Here is a 19,974-nt window from a genome sequence, read left to right on the forward strand (position 1 = left end):
ATGCCGGACCGGCAGACGCCGTTGGACGTCGTCCTGGCTGAGCTGAGCCGCCTGGTCGACCGGCCGGTGGAGTGGCTGGATCCACACGGCAGCCTGGTCGATCAGGGACTGGACTCCTCGGCCGCGGTCGAGCTGGTGGAGGCGGTCAACGACCGGCTGGGCCTGGAGCTGGGCATCGAGGTGGTGTTCGACGTCGACACCCCGGCCGAGTTGGCCGCCCAGGCAGGCCACGTGGTTACCGCCGTGGAGCCGGAACCCTCGGATCCCGTCGTGGTGCGAACGGCGGAGGACGACGCGATCGCCGTCGTCGGCCTCTCGGCGCGCTTCGCCGACCTGCGTACGCCGGACCACCTGTGGCAGGCGCTGCGCGCGGGGACGAGCCGGATCCGCGAGATCGACCGTCCCGGTTGGGGCGCGGACTTCTACCATCCCGATCCGGCCGCGGAGGGCCGCTCGATCAGCAGATGGGGCGGGCATCTCGACCGGATCGACAGCTTCGACGCAGGGTTCTTCCGCATCTCGCCGCGGGAAGCGCGCCGGATGGACCCGCAACAGCGGATCTTCCTGGAGGAGGCGTACCACGTCTTCGAGGACGCCGGATACGCGCCGCGGCAGCTGGCCGGACGCCGGGTCGGGGTATTCGTGGGCGCCCGCGCCTCCGACTACCAGGAGCAGGTGGCGGCCGCCGAGGACGTCGGCTCCCAGCTCTTCCTCGGCACCGACATGTCGATCCTCGCCGGGCGGATCTCCCACCTGCTCGGCCTGACCGGACCGAACCTCGCGGTCGACACCGCCTGCTCCTCCTCGCTCGTGGCGCTGCACCTGGCGTGCGCCAGCATCCAGCGCGGCGAGTCCGAGATGGCACTGGCCGGCGGCGTGTTCCTGGCACCGACGCCGCGGTTCCTCGTCCTCGCGTCCAAGACCGACATGCTCTCCCCGACCGGGCGGGTGCGCAGCTTCAACGCCGCCGCCGACGGCATGGTGGTCGGCGAGGGAGCGGGGGCGGTGCTGCTCAAGCCGCTCAGCGCCGCGCTGCGCGACGGCGACCATGTGTACGGCGTGATCCGGGGTACCGCGGTCGGCCACAACGGCCGCACCCACGGCATCACCACACCGGCCACCCGGGAGGTAACCGACCTGGTAGGGCGTCTCTACCGGGACTGCGGGGTGCCGGTGGACTCGGTGCAGTACCTCGAAACGCAGGGCGCCGGCATCCGCCTCGGTGACTCGGTGGAGCTGCGGGCGCTCGCCAACGCGTTCGATCCGGTCGGTGACCTGGTGATCGGTACGCACAAGGGCAACCTCGGCCATGCCATCACCGCGGCCGGTGTGGCGGCGGTGGTGAAGGTGCTGCTGGCCCTGCGGCACCGCGAGATCCCGCCGACGGTCACCGGCGGCGGGGACGGTGACACCGAGATCGCCGGGACGCCGTTCCGGCTGACCACGCGGCCCCGGCCGTGGCAGGTGCCGTCCGGCGTCCCCCGGCGGGCGGGCGTCAATTCGTTCGGCTTCAGCGGCACCAACGCCCATGTGGTCATCGAGGAGGCACCGGAACCGGCATCGCGCGCCGGCTCGTCCGAGGACCCGGCCGTCGTCCTGCTGCCGATCTCGGCTCGGCGACCGGCCGAGCTCACCCGCCGGCTGGCGGATCTGCTGGAGTGGGCGCACCGGGACGGCGACCGGTACCCGCTGGCGGATGTCGCCTACACCCTGCAGACGGGACGTGACCACCTCGAGTGCCGGGTCGCGGTGCTGGCCCAGAGCCTCGCCGAGCTGCGCTCCGCGTTGCAGGCGGCCCTCGACGGGCGGGATCATGCCGGCTGTGTCACCGCGACCGGTGCCGCCGGCGATCCGGCCGGTCCCGCCGGGGAGCTGCGGGCGGTGGCCGAGGAGTACGTGCGGGGAGCCGAAGTCACCTGGCCGGGTGAGGGCACGCGCCGCCGGGTGCCGCTGCCCACCTACCCGTTCGCCGAGGAGAGCCACTGGATCAGCCGGCCGGAGACCGGGGCCGCGGAACCGGAGCGCGCCGAGGTGCGGCCGGCGGCCCCACCGGACGCGCCGTCCCGGTTGCTCACACCGGCCGAGGCGCCGCGGCTCGGCACGGCGGAACGGGAACTGCACGAGCGTACGCACGACGAACTTCGCCGGTGGGCCCACGACAACATCGCCCGGATCCTCATCGACCACGGGGCACTGGAGGCGGGCGGTGCCGCCGTCACGGCCGACGCGGCGATGAACCGGCTCGGTGTCGCCGCCCGGCACCGCCGTCAGTGGGACGCGCTGCTCGACATGCTGAGCCGGTCCGCGACGATCGAACTGACCGGCGATGCGGTGGCGCTGGTCCGGCCCGTACCCTCGGCTGCCGAGCTCGCCGCCGAGCGTGCCCGGCTGGAGGCCGCCTACCGTGAGGCGGAGTCCTTCACCGGTCTGCTCGGTGTCTGTTTCGACAGCTACGCCCGGGTGCTGCGGGACGAGATCCCGGCGACCGACGTGCTCTTTCCCGCCTCGTCGTTCGCTCGCATCCAGCCGCTGTACCAGGGGCACACCATGGCCGACCTGTGCAACGACACGGTCGCCTGGGCGGTCGGCCGCTACCTCGAGCACCGGGTGCCCCGGCTCGCCGCAGGTGAACGGGTCGAGCTGGTCGAGGTGGGTGCGGGCACCGGTGGCACCAGCCGGCGGGTCTTCGCGGCGGTGGGCCGGCACGCCGGGCGCCTGCGCTACCACTACACCGACGTGTCGCTGGCCATGGCGAAGTTCGGGGCGCACGAGTTCGGGGCGGCCAACCCCTTCGCCGAGTTCGGCACGCTGGACGTCGACCGGGACGTCGCCGCCCAGGGGTATCCGGTGGGCGGGTTCGACATGGTGCTGGCTACCAACGTCCTGCACGCCACCGCGGACGTACGGCGTACCGTCGCGAACCTGCGCCGGCTGCTCCGGCCCGGCGGCTGGCTGGTACTCAACGAACTGACCTCGGCGGCCGACGTGATCGCCATGATCGTCGGCCAGCTCGACGGCTGGTGGCGCTACGAGGACGCGGAGCTGCGGCTGCCGTACTCGCCGGTGATCTCCCCGGACGGCTGGGAGGCCGTGCTGCGGGAGTCCGGCCTGACCGATGTGGTGGTTCTGGGCCCGCCGCCCCGGCCGGACCGCGGGATCGGCCAGAACGTTCTCGTGGCGCGGAACCAGGGCACGCGGGAACCGCAGCCGTCACCCGCCGTGGACGTCCCGGAGCGAGCCGTGCCGGCAGCGCCCGCGGTGCCGGTCGCTCGCGGCGACCTGGAGACCGGCGTACGCGAGCAGATCCGTGCCTGCCTCGCCCAGGCCGTCGAGACCGACGCCCGCCTGCTGGCCGACGACCAGCCGTTCGCCGACTACGGCGTGGACTCGCTCATCGGCGCCGAATTCGTCGAACGGATCAACACCGTGCTCGGCACCCGCCTGCGCACGCCGGATCTCTTCGCGCACATCACCATCGGTGAGCTGGCCGCCCATGTGGCCCAGGCGTATCCGGCGGAGGCCGCCGAGCACGGCGCCGACCGGCCGGAGCCGGTCCCACCCACCGACCGGGACGTCGCCATCATCGGGTTGTCCTGCACGTTCCCGGGCAGCGCCGACGCCGAGGAGTACTGGGACAACCTCGTCCACGGCCGGGTGATGTTCCGGGACGTGCCGGCCGGCCGGTGGGACGCCGACCGGTTCTACCACCCGGACCGGGCCCGGACCGACACCACCTACTGCCGGCAGGGCGGCTTCCTCGACGACATCGAGCGGTTCGACGCGCTCTTCTTCACCATCTCCGGCCGGGACGCCGAGGTCTCCGACCCGCAGCACCGGCTGTTCCTCCAGGAGGCCTGGAACGCGCTGGAGGACGCGGGCTACGCCGGTTCGGTCGGCGGCCGCCGGTGCGGTGTGTTCGTGGGCAGCATCGGCGGCGACTTCGACGCCCTTCAGGAGGACCACGACGTCGCGCACGGTCCGACGACGATGCTGAACAATCAGACCTCGACGCTCGCCGGGCGGATCTCGTACTTCCTCGACCTGGCCGGGCCGAACCTGGCCGTCGACACGGCCTGCTCGTCCTCCCTCGTCGCCCTCCATCTGGCCTGCCAGAGCCTGCTGTCCGGGGAGAGCGAACTGGCCCTGGCCGGTGGGGTGTTCATCGCCACGACGCCGCGTTTCTTCGTGCACATGTCGCAGCTCGGGGTGCTGTCGCCGAGTCACGCCTGCCGTCCCTTCGACGCCGGAGCCGACGGCTTCGTCCCCGGTGAGGGTGTCGCCGCCCTGGTGCTCAAGCCACTCGCGGCGGCCCGGCGCGACGGGGACCACGTCTACGGCGTCATCAAGGGCACCGCCATCAACCACGACGGCCGTACCAACGGCTTCACCGCACCCAGCACCCGTTCGCAGGCGGACCTGGTCACCGAGCTGTACGACCGCAGCGGTGTCGACCCGGACACGGTCGGCTACGTCGAGGCGCACGGCACCGGCACCCAGCTGGGCGATCCCATCGAGGTGACCGCCCTGACCACCGCCTTCCGCCGGTACACGCAGCGCCGCCAGTTCGCCGCCATCGGCTCGGTCAAGGCCAACATCGGGCACACCGTGGGCGCCTCCGGACTCGCCGGCGTCATCAAGGTGCTCCAGGCGATGCGACACGGCACCATTCCCCCGCAGGTGGCGTACCGGGAAGCCAACGAGCACATCGACTTCGCGTCGAGCCCGTTCTACGTGCCCACCGGCCCGGTTCCGTGGCCGGGCGGGCCGGAGCGGCCGCGGCGGGCCACGGTCAGCTCGTTCGGCTTCAGCGGGACCAACGCGATGGTGGTGCTGGAGGAGGCGCCGCCGGTGGCCGAAGCCGCCGCGGGTGATAGCGCGCCGGCCGAGTTGCTCGTCCCGCTCTCCGCCCGCGATGGTGCGGCGCTGCGCCGCTATGCGAGTGCGATCGCCGATCGGGTGGACCCGGCCACGGCGGGGCCGCTCGCGCCCCGGCTCGCGGACGTCGCTCTCACTCTGCGTACCCGGCGGAGCGTCTTCGCGGAACGGCTGGTGGTTAGCGCTGACACCCTGGCCACCCTCGCCGACCGCCTGCGCCGCTTCGCCTCCGGCGAGACCGGCGTGCCCGGCGTCGTCCACGGCATCGCGGGTCAACCGGCTCCTTCCTCGCCCGGCGACGAGACCGCTCGGGACTGGTGCGGTGGCGGTGACGTCGACTGGGCGGCGATGCCCGCCGGTTCCGGCCGGCCGGTTCCGCTGCCCACCTACCCGTTCCACGGTGAGCGATACTGGCCCGCTCCGGTCGGCGGCGAACCCGGAGCGGGCATCCACTTCCTGGAGTCCTTCTGGCAAGCCGCGCCGCCACCGGCCGCACCGGCCGGGCCGGGACGGGTCCTGCTGCTCGGCGGCGAGCGGGAGCGTGCCGCGGCGGCGGGGCTGATCGGCCCGGCAGCCGTGAACGGGGACGTCACCGTTCTGGAGCGGGGCGGGGACCGGTTCGACGGCGTGCTGTTCCTGCCGCCATCGGCGAGTGGCGGCGGACCGGCCGAGGTGACCCGGGACATGGCCGCCATCGTGGTGCCCGTACTGCGGGCGGTGCGCGCTGCGGCCGGGTTGGCGTACCCCATCCGCTTTCTGGTGGCCGTCGGGCGGCGGCCCGGAACCGAACTGGAACCCTGTGCCGGCGCCCTCGGCCCGCTGGGCCGCTCGCTGCGGCTGGCCGCGCCGCATGTGGCGCTGACCGTCCTGGAGGTCGCGGACACCGACGACCCCGCCGCTGTCGCCCGCGCCGCGCTGGCCGAGTGGTCGAGCCGGGGCTTGCCGGAGGTCCGCCGGTCCGGCGCCGAGCGACTGATACCGGCGCTGCGTGCCGTCCCGGGCCCGGATGACGGTGAGGCGATCGTGATCCGGCCCGGAGCCGCCTGCGTGGTGACCGGCGGTGCCGGGGGCCTGGGCGGCCTGGTGGCCCGCCATCTGGCTCGCCGGTATGGCGCGCGACTGTTGCTGTTGGGGCGCTCGCCGGTGGACGCGCGCATCGAGCGCGAGCTGTCCGAACTCACCAAGCTGGGCGCGGTGGAGCCCAGATACGTCCCGGTCGACGTGGCCGATTCCGCGCAGCTGTCCGCCGCGCTTGCCGATTTCCGGGTACGGGTCGGCGCCGTCTCCTTGGTGGTGCACGCGGCCGGTGTTCTGGATCAGCGGATCCTGCCGGAGCGGGATGGGGCGACGGTCGAGGTCACTCTGCGACCGAAGATGATCGGCACTGCGGCGCTGGACGCCGCCACGGCGTCGGATCGGCTGGATGCCTTCGTGCTCTTCTCGTCGGCCGCGTCCGTGGTGGGTGACTTCGGTGAGTGCGACTACTCCGTCGCCAACCGGTTCCTCGACGGTTTCGGTGCCTGGCGGGAGCGGATGCGCCGGCAGGGGCTGCGCCACGGTCCCAGCGTCGTGTTGCAGTACGGGCCGTGGGCGGAGGGCGGCATGCGGCTCAGCGAGGGCAGCCGGCGGCTGTATGGGGGCGACGGGGAGCTCGCGCCGATTGATACGGCACAGGGCCTGGCGGCGTTCGACCAGATGCTGTCGGCCGGTGGGGGCCGCCGGATGGTCGTCGCTGGCACCGCGGCCGGTGTTGGCCGGTTGATCCGTCAGCTCGATCCGCCTGAGGCTTCGGTCTCCACGCCCGCCGATCCCGTAGCCTTGTCGCCCGCCTCGCCGTCGCCTGCCTCGCCGTCCGGGGAGGCGCCGGCTCAGCTGCGCGACTGGGCGCTGGCGGAGGTCCGTGCGCTTGCCGCCGCGCTGCTGCGGCTGGAGAACACCCCGGCGGTCGCTGAGGGTGGCGGGCTGCCGCCGGATGAAGGGCTGGGTGAGTTCGGCTTCGACTCGCTGAGCCTCAAGGACTTCGCGGATCGGCTGAGCAACCGCTTCCAGGTGGCCGTTTCGCCGACCGTGTTCTTCAGCCGCAGCACACTGCGGGCGGTGGCCGAACACCTGGTGGAGTCGGAGCCGACTGCCGTGCACGCTCGGTTCGCCGCCGTGCGGCCGGGCGAGCCGGAGCTCGCATCCTCTCCGGCGCTGGCAGCGCCGGCAGCGCCGGCCGGCCCTTCGGCGCCGGCGGTCGGGGAGTCGGTTCCCATCGCCGTGGTGGGCATGGCCGGGCGGCTGCCTGGCTCGGCGGACCTGAATCAGTTCTGGGCGCACGTCCGGGCCGGCCGCGACCTGGTCGGTGAGGTGCCGCCGGAGCGCTGGGACTGGCGGGAGGTGTACTCGCCGGACCGGTTCGCCGACGGCCGTACCAGATCTCGGTGGGGTGGCTTCCTGCCCGGCGTGGACCGTTTCGACGCCCGGTTCTTCTCGGTGTCCGGCCGCGAGGCCGAGCTGATGGACCCGCAGCAGCGGTTGCTGCTGCAAGCCACCTGGTCCGCGGTGGAGGATGCCGGCTGGCGGCCGTCCGCGCTGTCCGGCACACGGACCGGTGTCTATGTGGGCGCCCAGTTCAGCGACTACCAGGAGCTGCTGCGCGGGCACGGGGTGACCGAGCCCCAGGTGGGCACCGGTACCGAGCTGACCATGCTGGCCAACCGGGTCTCGTACCTGCTCGGCCTGCGCGGCCCGAGCGAGGTGGTGAACACCGCCTGCTCGTCGTCGCTGGTCGCGGTGCACCGGGCGATCACCGCCATCCGCCACGGCGACTGCGACGCCGCCGTAGTGGGCGGCTGCAACCTGATGCTCACGCCGACCTACCACGTCGTGACCAGCCAGATGGGCGTGAACTCGCCGACCGGCCGCTGCCGCACCTTCGACCGGTCGGCCGACGGGTACGTGCGCGGCGAGGGTGTGCTGGCCATGGTCCTCAAGCCGTTGCCCGCCGCGTTGCGCGACGGCGACCATGTGTACGCCGTGCTGCGCGGCTCCGCCGTCAACCACGGTGGCCGGGCGAGTTCGCCGACGTCGCCGAACGCGGACGCCCAGGCGGATCTGGTGGCCACCGCGTGGATCCGCGCTGACGTGCCGCCCGAGTCGATCTCCTATCTGGAGACCCACGGCACGGGGACCGAGCTGGGCGATCCGGTGGAGGTCGACGGCCTGCGCCAGGCGATCAAGCTCTGGTCGCAGCGCACCGGCCGGCCGGTGCCGCCCGGGGCCTGGTGCGGGCTCGGCACGGTGAAGACCCGGATCGGGCACCTGGAAGCCGCTTCCGGGCTGGCCGGTCTGGCGCACGTCATCCTCGCGATGCGGCACCGTACCCTGCCGGGCCTGCTCCATCTCACCGACCCGAATCCCCTTCTGAAGCTCGACGACGGGCCGTTCTATCTGGTGGACAGCGCCCGGGAATGGGCGTCGCCACCCGGCGTGCCGCGCCGCGCCGGGGTCTCCTCCTTCGGCTTCGGCGGCAGCAACGCACACGTCGTCGTGGAGGAGCATCCGCCCGCCGACGCCGGCCGGACGGCGGCGCCTCGGCTGCCCCATGCCGTCGTCCTCTCGGCTCGGACCGAGGAACGGCTGCGCTGTGCGGCCGGGCGGCTCGCCGGCTTTCTGCGCACGTCGCCCGGCATGCCGATCGCCGAGGTGCGTACCACGGTCGCCGAGGTACTCGCCGTCGACGTGGCGGACGTCGACGTGCACGCGCCGCTGGCGGAACTCGGCGCGGACCCGGTGACCACGGCCGAGATCGGCCGGCGGCTGGGCCTGGCGGGTGCCGCACCCGGCCCGTACGCCTCCGTGGCGGAGCTGGCGACGACGGTCTCCGGCGAGGCGGTCGATCTGGCGGACCTGGCGTACACCCTGCAGACCGGCCGGGATCCCATGGCGGAACGCCTCGCCGTGGTGACCGGCGATGTGGACGCGCTGGCCGGGCTGCTCGCCGACTTCGCGGCCGGAGGCGACCCGCCGGCGCTGCTCCGTGGCCGGGTGCCGGCGCGGGACGGGGCGGGCGAGGCCGCTGACGTGCCGCGGTCCCCGCAGGACGCGGCTCGCGCCTGGATCGACGGCCGAGAACCGGACTGGACGGCGCTGCACCGCGCGGCCGGCCACTCTCCGCGCCGGATCTCGCTGCCCGGCTACCCGTTCGCCGAGGACCGGTACTGGCTGCCCGACGTGGAAGAACCGATCCCGGGCACCGGACGGCCGCACCCCCTCATCGACGAGGAGTGCTCGACCCCGGAGGAACCGCGGTACCGTGCCCGGCTGCACCGCGACGCCCTCGTCCTCGCCGATCACGTGATCGCCGGACGGGCCACGCTGCCCGGTGCCGCCTATGCCGAGCTCGCCCGTGCCGCCGCCGAGCTCAGCGACGCGGGTGGGCGGCGGGTCACCGCACTGCGTGACCTGCTGTGGGCGCGTCCCGTCGTGGTCGCCGGCGAACCGGTCACCCTGGACGTCGTGCTCGGACCGGGCCGGCGGCCGGGGACGGTGACGGCCGAGTTCCGTACCGGCGAGGCCGACGGCCCGGTGGTGCACGCCAGAGTGACCGCCGTCTTCGACGCCGAGCCACCGGAGACGGACCGGGTGGACGTCGCGGCGATCACCGGCCGGGCGGCCGGCAGCCTCGATGGCGCGGATCTCTACCGGCGCTTCGGGGCCGACGGTGCGGAGTACGGGCCGGGGTTCCAGGTGGTCGAACGGCTGTGGCACGGCGGCGGCGAGGCCCTCGCCCGGCTGCGGCTTCCCGCCGGAGCGGAGTCCGGGATGGTGCTGCATCCGGTGCTGCTGGACGGTGCGTTCCAGGCGGTGTCCGGGCTGCTGGACGGTACCGGCGGGGACGGCGGGCCGCTCGTGCCCTTCGCCCTTGAGGAGTTGCGGATCCTGGATCGCCTGGCGCATACCGGTTACGCGTATGCGACCCGGTCGGCGACCGGCGGTGCTGGTGATCGTTTCGACATCCGGCTGACCGACGATCAGGGTCGGGTGACCGCCGTCGTCCGTGGCTTGTCGGCCCGGGCGATGACCCGTCCGGCCGGTTCGGTGGGCTCGGCTGGCCCGGTGGCTTCGGCCGGTCCGGCCGCCCCGGCTGGTCTGGCCCCGGCAACCCGCTTCTTCGTTCCCGCGTGGCAGCCCGCGGAGCCGATCCAGGTCGGTCCGGCTCCGCGGCGCGTGCTGGTGCTGGGTGACGGCGCCGGGGCGGAGATGACCGTGGTGCGCTTCGGGCCGGGCTTCACCGAGGTGGAGCCCGGGCGGCAGTACGTCGTCGATCCGGCCTCCGCCGACGACCTGGACCGGTTGCTCGACCGGCTCGTCTCGCTGGGCGTCACCCCGGACGGAGTGCTGCACCGGTGGCAGGACTCCGGCGCCGAGCCGATGCTGATCGTGAACCTCTGCCGGGCGTTCCGCCGGCGCCGGCTGAACGCCCGGATCGTGAACGTCGTCCCGGCCGACCGCCCGGCGGCCGTGGCGCTGGCCGCCATGGCCCGGGTGGTGCGACAGGAGCATCGCGATCTCGATGTCGTCGTGGTGCAGACGACCCGTCCGCTCTCCCTGGCCGAATCCCTCCAGGAGCTCTCCGTCGTGCACGACGAACCGGAGGTCCGGCGCGGCGACGGGGAGCAGCGGGACGTGCCGCGGTGGCGTGAGGTCGGCGGCATGCCCGCCGGCCCGTCCATCTGGATCAGCCCCGGGGCGGTATGCCTGGTGACCGGTGGCCTGGGCGGGCTGGGCCGGATGGTGGTGGAGCACCTGGTGTCAGCCGGCGGCCGGGTGGTGACGATCGGTCGCACCGAGCCGGACCAGGCCACCCAAAGCTGGCTGACAGGTCTGGGCTCGTCGGTGGCGTTCGTGCGGGCTGATGTGTCGGTGCGCTCCGATGTGTTCGCCGCGGTGGCGGCGGTGCGGGAGCGTTTCGGTCGGCTGGATGTCGTGGTGCATGCGGCGGGTGTGCTGCGTGACGGTTTGGTGGCGGGGAAGACCGCCGAAGACGTGGCGGCCGTGTGTGGTCCGAAGGTGGCGGGGGCGCGGTGGCTGGATGAGGCGACGGCGGATCTGGACCTGGATGGGTTTGTGTTGTTCTCGTCGTTGGCGGGTGCGCTGGGCAATGTGGGTCAGGCCGATTACGCGTACGCGAATCGGTTTTTGGATGAGTTCGCGGTGTGGCGGTCTGGTCGGCGTCGTGGTGTGACGGTGTCGGTGGAGTGGCCGTTGTGGGACGGCGGCGGCATGACCGTCGACGCCGACACCCGGCAGCGGCTCCGGCGTGCCACCGGAATGGTCCCGCTGCCGCATGATGCCGGGCTCGCCGCCCTGGCGCACGCGTGCCGGCTGGGCGAGCCACGGATCGCGGTGTGGCACGGCGAGCAGCGGAACGACCCGCCTCTACCGATCGCGTCCTCCCCGGCGAGCCCGGCGCTGCCGCCCTCGACCCCGGATCTCGAGCGGGCAATCGCCGAGGTCTGTGCCGAGGTGTTGAAGGTGGACGTGGCGGAGCTCGATCCGGACGAGGAGCTGTCCGCCTACGGCTTGGACTCGATCCTGATGATGACATTGCTGAATCGCCTGGAAGCGCGATTCGACACGGTGGTGGAGCCCAGCGTGGTCAGCGAGTATCCGACGATTGCCGGGCTGGCGGGCCGGCTCGCCGCCCCGGCCCCGCTCGGTGAGTCGTCGCCGGCCACCGTTTCGCAATCGGCGGATGCGGTGGCGGTGGTGGGCATGGCGGGGCGTTTCCCGGGTTCGCCGTCGGTGGCGGTGTTGTGGGAGAACCTGCTGGCTGGCCGGTCTCTGGTGTCGGAGGTGCCGGCGGATCGGTGGGATGTGGACGCGGTCTTTGACCCGTCGCGGAGCCGGCCGAATTCGTCGTATTCGAAGTGGGCGGGGTTCGTCGACGGGGTGTTCGACTTCGATCCGCGCTATTTCGGGATCGCGGATGCGGATGCGCTGGTGATGGATCCGCATCAGCGGTTGGTGCTGGAGCTGGCGGCCGAGCTGTTCGCCGATGCCGGGTACCGGCCGGAGGAGGTCGCCGGATCACGAACCGGCGTGTTCATCGGCGGCGGCGACAGCAACTACCTGCCCAAGGACGTCGGCGCGGTGCCACCACAAGCCGTCCGCAACCTGTTGACCAGCACCATTCCGAACATGATGGCGGCGCGGGTTTCGGACTTCTTCGACCTGCGCGGGCCGGCGCAGACCATCGACACCGCGTGTTCGTCGGCCCTGGTGGCCATCCACGCCGCCTGCCGGGCGCTGCGAGCGGGTGAGTGCGACTTCGCCATCGCGGGAGGCGTCGAACTGCTGACCGACTCCTACTTGCACGTCGCCTTCAGCCAGGCGGGTGCGCTGGCGCCGGACGGGGTGTGTGCGGTGTTCGACGAAGGTGCGCGTGGGCTGGTGCTCGGTGAGGGCGGCGGTCTGGTGCTGCTGCGGCGGCTGCCGGACGCGGTCGCCGGCGGCGATCGGGTCGCCGGCGTGGTGTTGGGCGGTGCGGTGAACAACGACGGCCGGACGATGGGCCTGACCGTGCCGAGTGTGGAGGGTCAGGAGGTGGTGTTGCGTGCGGCGTTGGCGGATGCCGGGGTCCCGGCGGAGTCGGTCGGTTATCTGGAGGCGCATGGGACGGGCACGTTGCTGGGAGACCCGATCGAGGTGCGGGCGGCGTCGCGGGTGTTCGGTTCCGGTGCGGGCGAGGCGTGGTGCGGGATCGGGTCGGTGAAGTCGAACCTCGGCCATTTGATGCGCGCCGCCGGAGCGGTGGGCTTCATGAAAGCGGTGCTGGCGGTGGAGTCCGGGATGATGCCGGCGACGTTGCATTGCGTCCGCCCGCATCCGCGGTTCCGGTTCGCCGAGTCGCCGTTCTTCCCGGTGACCTCGACCCGGTCGTGGGATGCCGGTGACCGGCCGCGGCGGGCGGGCGTGTCGGCGTTCGGGTTCGGTGGGACCAACGCGCACGTGCTGGTGGAGCAGTACCAGGGTGCTGCCGGGACCCGGGTGCCGCTGCCACCGCCGGAGTTCAACCGGCGCCGCTACCGGCTCGGCGACACCGCGAAGACCGGCCGGAACCTCATGGATCTGCTGTCGTCCGTCCACGACGGCCGGCTCAGCGCCGCGACCGCCGCGGAGCTGATCGACGTCCTGGCATCCGCACCGGCCCGGAACGGGGTGACCGCCGGATGAACACCGACGACGTCCACGACATCCTCCAGGCGCTCGCCCGCCGGGAGATCGACCCGGCCCGGGCGCGGGAGCTGATCGCCGCCCGCCGGGAAAGCGTGTACCGGTACCCGCTCGACTATGCCCAGCCCGAGCTCCGCGACCACCTGGGCACCAATCCGTTCGACGGTCGCCCGGACACCCGCGTCCTGCTCGGCGTCACGCACGCCGCTCTCGCCGTGCAGGCGCACCTCGCGGCCGGTGGCGAACTGCCCGTGCGGGTCACCGACCTGACGATCGCCGCACCCGTGTTGCTGCACCCCGGCGAGCGCGGGCAGATCACCGTGAGCCGTACCGGCGGGCCGGAGCGCTTCAGCATCCGGTTCGACCGCGGCGACTCCGGCACCGAGGTCGCCCACGGTGAGTACCACCCGGCGGACGCCCCGCAGCCACCGGGAACCGATCCCGGCGCGCCCGGACCGGGCGCGGGACAACCGCTCACCGAGGACATGCTGTACGACTCCGTCAGCACCCGCCGCGGGCCGGCGCTCCGGTCCCTCCGCCGAGCCTGGGTTACTGACAGCCGGGCGACCGGCGATCTCACCACGTCGGCGGACGCGGGCCTCGCCCTGCCGGCCGACCTGCTCGACGGCGTGTTCGTCGCCAGCATGGCGCTTCTGCGCCAGGACGGCACCGGCATGTGGATCCCGATGCTGATCGAGGACCTCACCGTGCACGCCGCGCCGGGCTCGTCGTGCCACGCCGATGTCCGCCTGGCCCGGGCCGGACACCGGACCGCTGCCGTCGACGCGGTACTGCGCGACGACGAGGGCCGTGTCCTCGTCGTCATCCGTGGCCTCACCTACCGCTTCGCCGGCGACAACCCGGCCCCGGTCTCGTCCGCGCCGGCCGGCCCGGAGCTGGGCGACCGCGTCACCGCCTACCTGCGGGCCGTGGTCGCGCGGGAGAGCGGCGTCGGCGATCTGCCGGCCACCGAGCCGTTCATGTCGGCCGGCATCGACTCCAGCCAGCTCCTCGCGATGGTCCGGCGGATCGAGGACGAACTCGGGCTGGAGTTGTACCCGACGCTGTTCTTCGAGCACCAGACCCTGTCGGAGCTGGCGGCATACCTCGCGGCGGAGCACGGATCCGCGGTGGACGAGCGACTGCCGGGCGCGGCGCCGGCACCGGAGGCCGAGGTGCCGCCGGGCGCGGTGGCGGTGGTGGGGATGGCGGGCCGGTTCGCGGGAGCGCCGGACCTGGCCGCGTTCTGGGCGAATCTGATGTCGGGCGCCGATGTGGTGGGGGAGGTGCCGGCGGAACGCTGGGACTGGCGCGAGTGGTTCGACGAGGATCGTTCGGTCGCGGATCGGTCGTACGCGCGGTGGGGAAGCTTCCTGTCCGGCGTGGACCGGTTCGACGCGGAGTTCTTCGGCATCGCACCGCGCGAGGCGGCCTGGTTGGATCCCCAGTTGCGGTTGCTGCTGGAGGTGGCATACGAGGCGGTCGAGGACGCCGGGTACGCGTCGCGGATCCGCGGCACCCGCACCGGCGTCTACGTCGGCACCTGCTTCCAGGACTACTGGGCCGAGATCGTCCGCAATCACGTGCCGCTGCGTGACTATCAGGTCAACAGCAGCGTCGTCTCGGCCCTGGCCGGGCGGCTGTCGTACGCCTTCGATCTCCAGGGCCCCAGTGTGCCGGTCGACAACGCGTGCGCGTCGTCGCTGACCGCACTGCACCTGGCCGTGCGGGCGCTGCGCTCGGGTGAGTGCGACACCGCCGTCGTGGCAGGCGTGAACCTCCTGCTCAGCCCGTTGCACCTGATCACGTCGGCGCGCCTCGGAGCACTCTCCCCGACGGGCCGGTGCCGCCCCTTCGGAGCGCAGGCGGACGGTTATGTGCCGGGTGAGGGCGTGGCGATGCTGGTGCTGCGCCCTCTGGAGCGGGCGCTGGCCGACGGCGATCGCATCTGGGCGGTGGTGCGGGGCTCGGCGACAAATCATGTGGGCCGCTCCAACAGCCCGACCGCGCCACGGCCCGAGTTGCAGGCACGGGTGCTGCGGGAAGCATGGGCGGACGCGGGTGTCTCGCCGGCCGAGCTGGGCCTGCTGGAGGCGCACGGCACCGGCACGCTGCTCGGCGATCCGGTCGAGGTGCGCGGGCTGCGAGCAGCCTTCGGCGACGGGGTACGGCCGGGCAGTTGCGTACTCGGCTCGGTGAAGGCGAACCTGGGTCACCTCGAAGCGGCGGCCGGCCTCGCCGGGGTGATGCGGGCGATCCTGTCGCTGCGGCACGAGACGATCCCGGCGATGGCCGGGTTCGACGAGCTCAACCCGTACGTGGATCTGGACGGCTCGCCGTTCGTCGTCAACAGCGACGCGGTGCCGTGGCCGGCGACCCAGGGTGCGGTACGCCGCGCCGGCGTCAGCTCCTTCGGCATCTCCGGCAGCAACACCCATGTGGTGGTGGAGGAGCCCCCGCGGGTGACCGAGCCGGTCCGGCCCAGCGGTGGGCAGCTTCTGGTGGTGTCGGCGCGGACCGCCGAGCGGTTGCGGGTGCACTGCGGCCGGCTGGCGCAGGCGTTGCAGCGGGACCGTCCGCATCTGGCGGATGTGGCGTGGACGCTGCAGACCGGCCGCGAGTCCCTCGAGCATCGGGCCGCGGTGTGGGCCGGCGATCTCGACGAGGCGATCGGCGCCTTGCAGGCCCTGGCCGCCGGTCGTGACCCCGAAGGGCTGCCGGTCTGGACGGGCAGCGTCCCTGCCGGGACCGAGCCGGAGCGGGTGCCGGTCCATGCGGACGCCGATCCGCCCACGTGGGCGCGATGGGCGCGGGCGTGGTCCACCGGCGCCACCGTGGACTGGGCCGGGGCCTGGCCGGTCACCCACCCGCCACTGGCCGACCTGCCCGCCTACCCCTTCCGCCCGGACCGCTACCCGTTGCCGGACGGATTCGGCCGGCCGCGAAGCGCACCCGCCGAGGCCGGGGAGCCGCAGGTACACATCCTGGAAGTCACCGACGAGCCGATCGCCCCGCCCGGTGCGGACGCGCCTCGCCGCATGCTGGTCGTCGGCGACGGCCCGGACCTGTCGGCGGCCCGTACGGTGCTCGGCTCCCAGGCGGTGCTGACGGCGGATCTGACCGGGCTCAGCGAACCTTTGGTCGAGAACTGCGTCGTTCAGCGCGTCGACACCGTTCTCTGCCTGCTGTCTACACCTCCCGCGACGACCGGCGCTCTTGACCACACCCGGCTGGAGACGACCGTCCGTCCGGTGCTCCAACTCGTACGCGATCTGGCCCGCACGGCCGGTCCGGCACCGCACCGCATCGTGGTGGCCGGCGCCGACCCGTACGCCGGCGCCTTCGCCGGCCTGGGCCGCTCGCTGAAGGTGGCCGCTCCCCACCTCGAGTTCACCTACGTCGAGGTGGCCGACGCCCCGGACGCCGCGGCACGGATCCGGGCCGGCGCCGCCGTGTGCGAATCCCGGAACCTGCCCGAGGCGCGGCACGCGGACGGGTCCTGGACCCGTCCCGGCCTGCGCGCCGCCCGGCCGGCAACCGGAAGCCCCGCTCTGCGTGACGGCGCGGTGGTCCTCGTCGCCGGCGGCCTCGGCGGTCTCGGCTGGGCGGTCGCGGAGCGGCTGGCCGCCACCCGGCGGGCAACGCTGATCCTGACCGGGCGCTCGCCGGAGACCCCGGACACCGCGTCGCGGCTGGCCGCCCTGCGAGCGGCCGGCGCGGCCGAGGCGGTCTACTGGCCGGCCGACCTGACGAACCACACCGACCTGATCGGGCTGGTCGAGCGCATCCGGGGCCGGTTCGGCCCGTTGCACGCCGTGGCGCACGCCGCGGGCGTCCTCGACGGCCGTGGCCTGCCGGACAAGGACTGGCCGGAGCTGAGCGCCGCGCTGGCCGCCAAACTCGTCGGCCTGCCGCTGCTGGACGCGGTCACGGCGGATCAGCCGCTCGACCTGTTCGCCGTCTTCTCGTCGGCGTCCGCGCTGCTCGGCGACTTCGGACAGGGCGACTACGCGATGGCCAACCGGTTCGCCGGCGAGTTCGGCGCATGGCGCGAGCAGCGGCGCGAACAGGGCGAACGCCAGGGCCGTACGGTCGTGGTGGACTGGGGTCTCTGGCGGGACGGCGGGATGCACCTGGCCGGCGCCGAGGAGCTCTATCTCCGTACGGCCGGATTGGAGTACCTGGAACGCGGGGCGGCACTCGACGCCTTCGAAGAGGTGCTGCGGCGAGGCATGACCCGGGCGGTGGTGCTGGCCGGTCCGCAGGCGTCCGTCACCCGGCTGACGGAGAGTGCGCCCGCGCAGCCACCTGAACCCGCCGAGCCGGAACTCGACCCGGACGGCACCGCCCGCCTGTACGCGGAACTGCGCTTGCTCGCCGCCGAGGTGCTGGGCACCGAACCCGGCCACATCCAGGTGCAGGAGAGCCTCAACGAGTACGGCTTCGACTCGGTGAGCGTCCGGGACCTGGCCGACCGGGTCGGCGCGCTGCTCGGCATCCGCCTGTCGGCCACGGTGTTCTTCACCTCCGGAACGCTCGCCGGAGTCGTCCGGCACCTGCTGGCCACCCACCCCGATGCGGTGGCCGCCCGCTTCGGCCGGGCCGCCCCGGCAGCCGCCGCGATCCCCGGTCCGGTGGCGGTCGCCGAACCGCCGGTCCAGGAGCCCGGGCGGGCGGAGGCAGGCGCCGCCGAGCCGATCGCCGTGGTGGGCATGGCCGGCCGCCTGCCCGGTGCCGCCGATCTGGAGGAGTTCTGGGCACACCTGATGGCCGGAAGTGACCAGGTGACCGAGGTGCCGCCGGAGCGATGGGACTGGCGGTCGGTCTACTCGGCCGATCCGCTCGCCGCCGGCCGTACCAGGTCCCGGTGGGGTGGCTTCCTGGACGGCGTGGACCGGTTCGACGCGCCGTTCTTCCGGATCTCGCCTCGGGAGGCCGAGCTGATGGATCCGCAGCAGCGGCTCCTGCTCCAGGTCGCCTGGTCCGCGCTGGAGGACGCCGGCTGGCGGGTCTCGGCGCTCGCCGGCCGCCGGGTCGGCGTATACGTCGGGGCGCAGTTCACCGACTATCACCAGTTGCTGCAACAGGCCGGCGTGCGGCAGGTGCAGGTCGGCACCGGCAACGCGCTCAACATGCTGGCCAACCGGCTGTCCTTCACGTTCGACCTGCGCGGACCGAGTGAGACCGTCGACACGGCGTGCTCGTCCTCGCTCGTGGCGGTGGACCGGGCGGTGGCCGCGCTGCACCGGGGCGACTGCACGGCGGCGATCGTCGGCGGGGTCAGCCTGATGCTCGACCCGTACTACTACGTGCTCGCCAACGAGGCCGGCGCGTTCTCCCCGACCGGGCGGTGCCACTCCTTCGACGCGGCGGCCGACGGCTACGTTCGCGGTGAGGGTGTCCTGGCCGTGGTGCTCAAGCCGCTGGATGCCGCCCTCCGCGACGGCGATCAGGTGCACGCGGTGCTGCGCGGGTCCGCCGTCAACCACGGCGGGCGGGCCGGCTCGCTGACCGCACCCAACCTGGACGCCCAGGCTGAGGTGGTCGCCGCCGCCTGGGAACGCGCGGGCGTCGACGCGACCACCATCTCCTACATCGAGGCGCACGGCACCGGCACCGCGCTCGGCGACCCCGTCGAGTTCGACGGTCTGCGCCGCGCCGTGGAGATCTGGTCGCGTACCGCGAGGCGGCCGGTGCCGGGTACTCCGTGGTGCGCGCTCGGCACCGTCAAGACGCACATCGGGCACCTGGAACCGGCGGCCGGGCTGGCCGGCCTGGTCACCGTGGCGCTGGCGTTGCGCCGCGGTGTCCTGCCCGGCATGTTGCATCAACGCGCGGCGAATCCGCTGCTGGACCTGGATGCCGGACCGTTCCGGCTGCACGACCGGACCATGCCGTGGCGGACACCGGACGGCGTCCCCCGCCGTGCCGGGGTGTCTTCCTTCGGCTTCGGTGGCAGCAACGCCCACGTCGTGCTGGAGGAGCCGCCGACGCTGGCGCCACCGGAGAACGATCCCTCCCGGCCGCAGATCGTCGTCCTCTCCGCCCGCGACGAGCCGAGGCTGCGGGCGTACGCGGCCCGGCTCGCCGCCGCACTCCGGCGGCCCGCTGCCGCGGCGGAACCGGTGGATGCGGACGGCGTACGTGCCGCCGTCGCCGAGCTGCTGGGCGTCGCCGCCACCGACATCGACCCGCGCAACACGCTTGCCGACCTCGCGGTGGACGCGTTCGGCCGGGCGGCCCTCGCCACGCGGCTCGGCGTGGCCCCGACCGGCATCGACCTGGGGCGTCCCCTGTCCGAGCTGGTTCCGGCGGACCCGCCGGCTCCGGCCGGGCCCGACGCCCGTCCCGGGCTGGCCGACATCGCGTTCACCCTGCAGACCGGCCGCGAGCCGATGGCACAGCGCATCGCGCTCGTCACCGACGACCTGGACCGGCTCGTCGAGACCCTGGACGACTACGCGGCCGGCGGCGACCCGGCGGGGCTGTCGCACGGTCGCGCCGACTCGGCGGACGACCTCGCCGGTGCGCTGGTGTCCACGCCGGCCGGCCGGGACTACCTCGCGGCCCTGGTGGCGCAGGGGCAGTGGCGGCAACTCGCCCTGTTCTGGACCCGGGGTGTCGAGGTGGACTGGACGGCCGTGCATCCGGGGACCCGGCGGCGGGTCTCGTTGCCCGCGTACCCGTTCGAACCGCAGCGGCACTGGTTCGCCGAAGCCGCGTCCGCCGTACCCGAAAAGCCAGCTGAAGTGACACCGGAGCCCGCGCCCGCCGCGCCCGCCCTCCCACAGATGTTCGCCCCGGTGTGGGCTCCGGTCGAGGAGCCCGCGGCGGACGGCGTCAGCGCGCCGCCGGGCCCGGTGTGGATCCTGCACGACG

2 protein-coding genes (1 of these 2 only partly in view) are annotated in these 19,974 nt (G+C 73.4%); both read left to right on the plus strand.

The features are described from left to right. The gene (locus I4J89_RS32380) at window positions 1-13,095 is read left to right on the plus strand and encodes an SDR family NAD(P)-dependent oxidoreductase (RefSeq protein WP_196417926.1); all 13,095 of its coding nucleotides are present in this window, start codon (window positions 1-3) and stop codon (window positions 13,093-13,095) included. Continuing rightward, window positions 13,092-19,974 carry the 5' portion of an SDR family NAD(P)-dependent oxidoreductase gene (locus I4J89_RS32385; RefSeq protein ID WP_196417927.1) on the plus strand. It continues 5,528 nt past the right edge of the window, so the window shows 6,883 of its 12,411 coding nt (coding positions 1-6,883); its start codon is at window positions 13,092-13,094; its stop codon lies beyond the right edge, outside the window. Before I4J89_RS32380 ends, I4J89_RS32385 begins: the two co-directional genes overlap by 4 nt.

This window comes from Actinoplanes aureus (genome assembly GCF_015704865.1).
Lineage (GTDB): Bacteria > Actinomycetota > Actinomycetes > Mycobacteriales > Micromonosporaceae > Actinoplanes > Actinoplanes aureus.

Bases quoted from the DNA above. Each gene is read 5' to 3' on its own strand.
- I4J89_RS32380 (WP_196417926.1), top strand. From the start codon at position 1: ATGCCGGACCGGCAGACGCCGTTGGACGTCGTCCTGGCTGAGCTGAGC.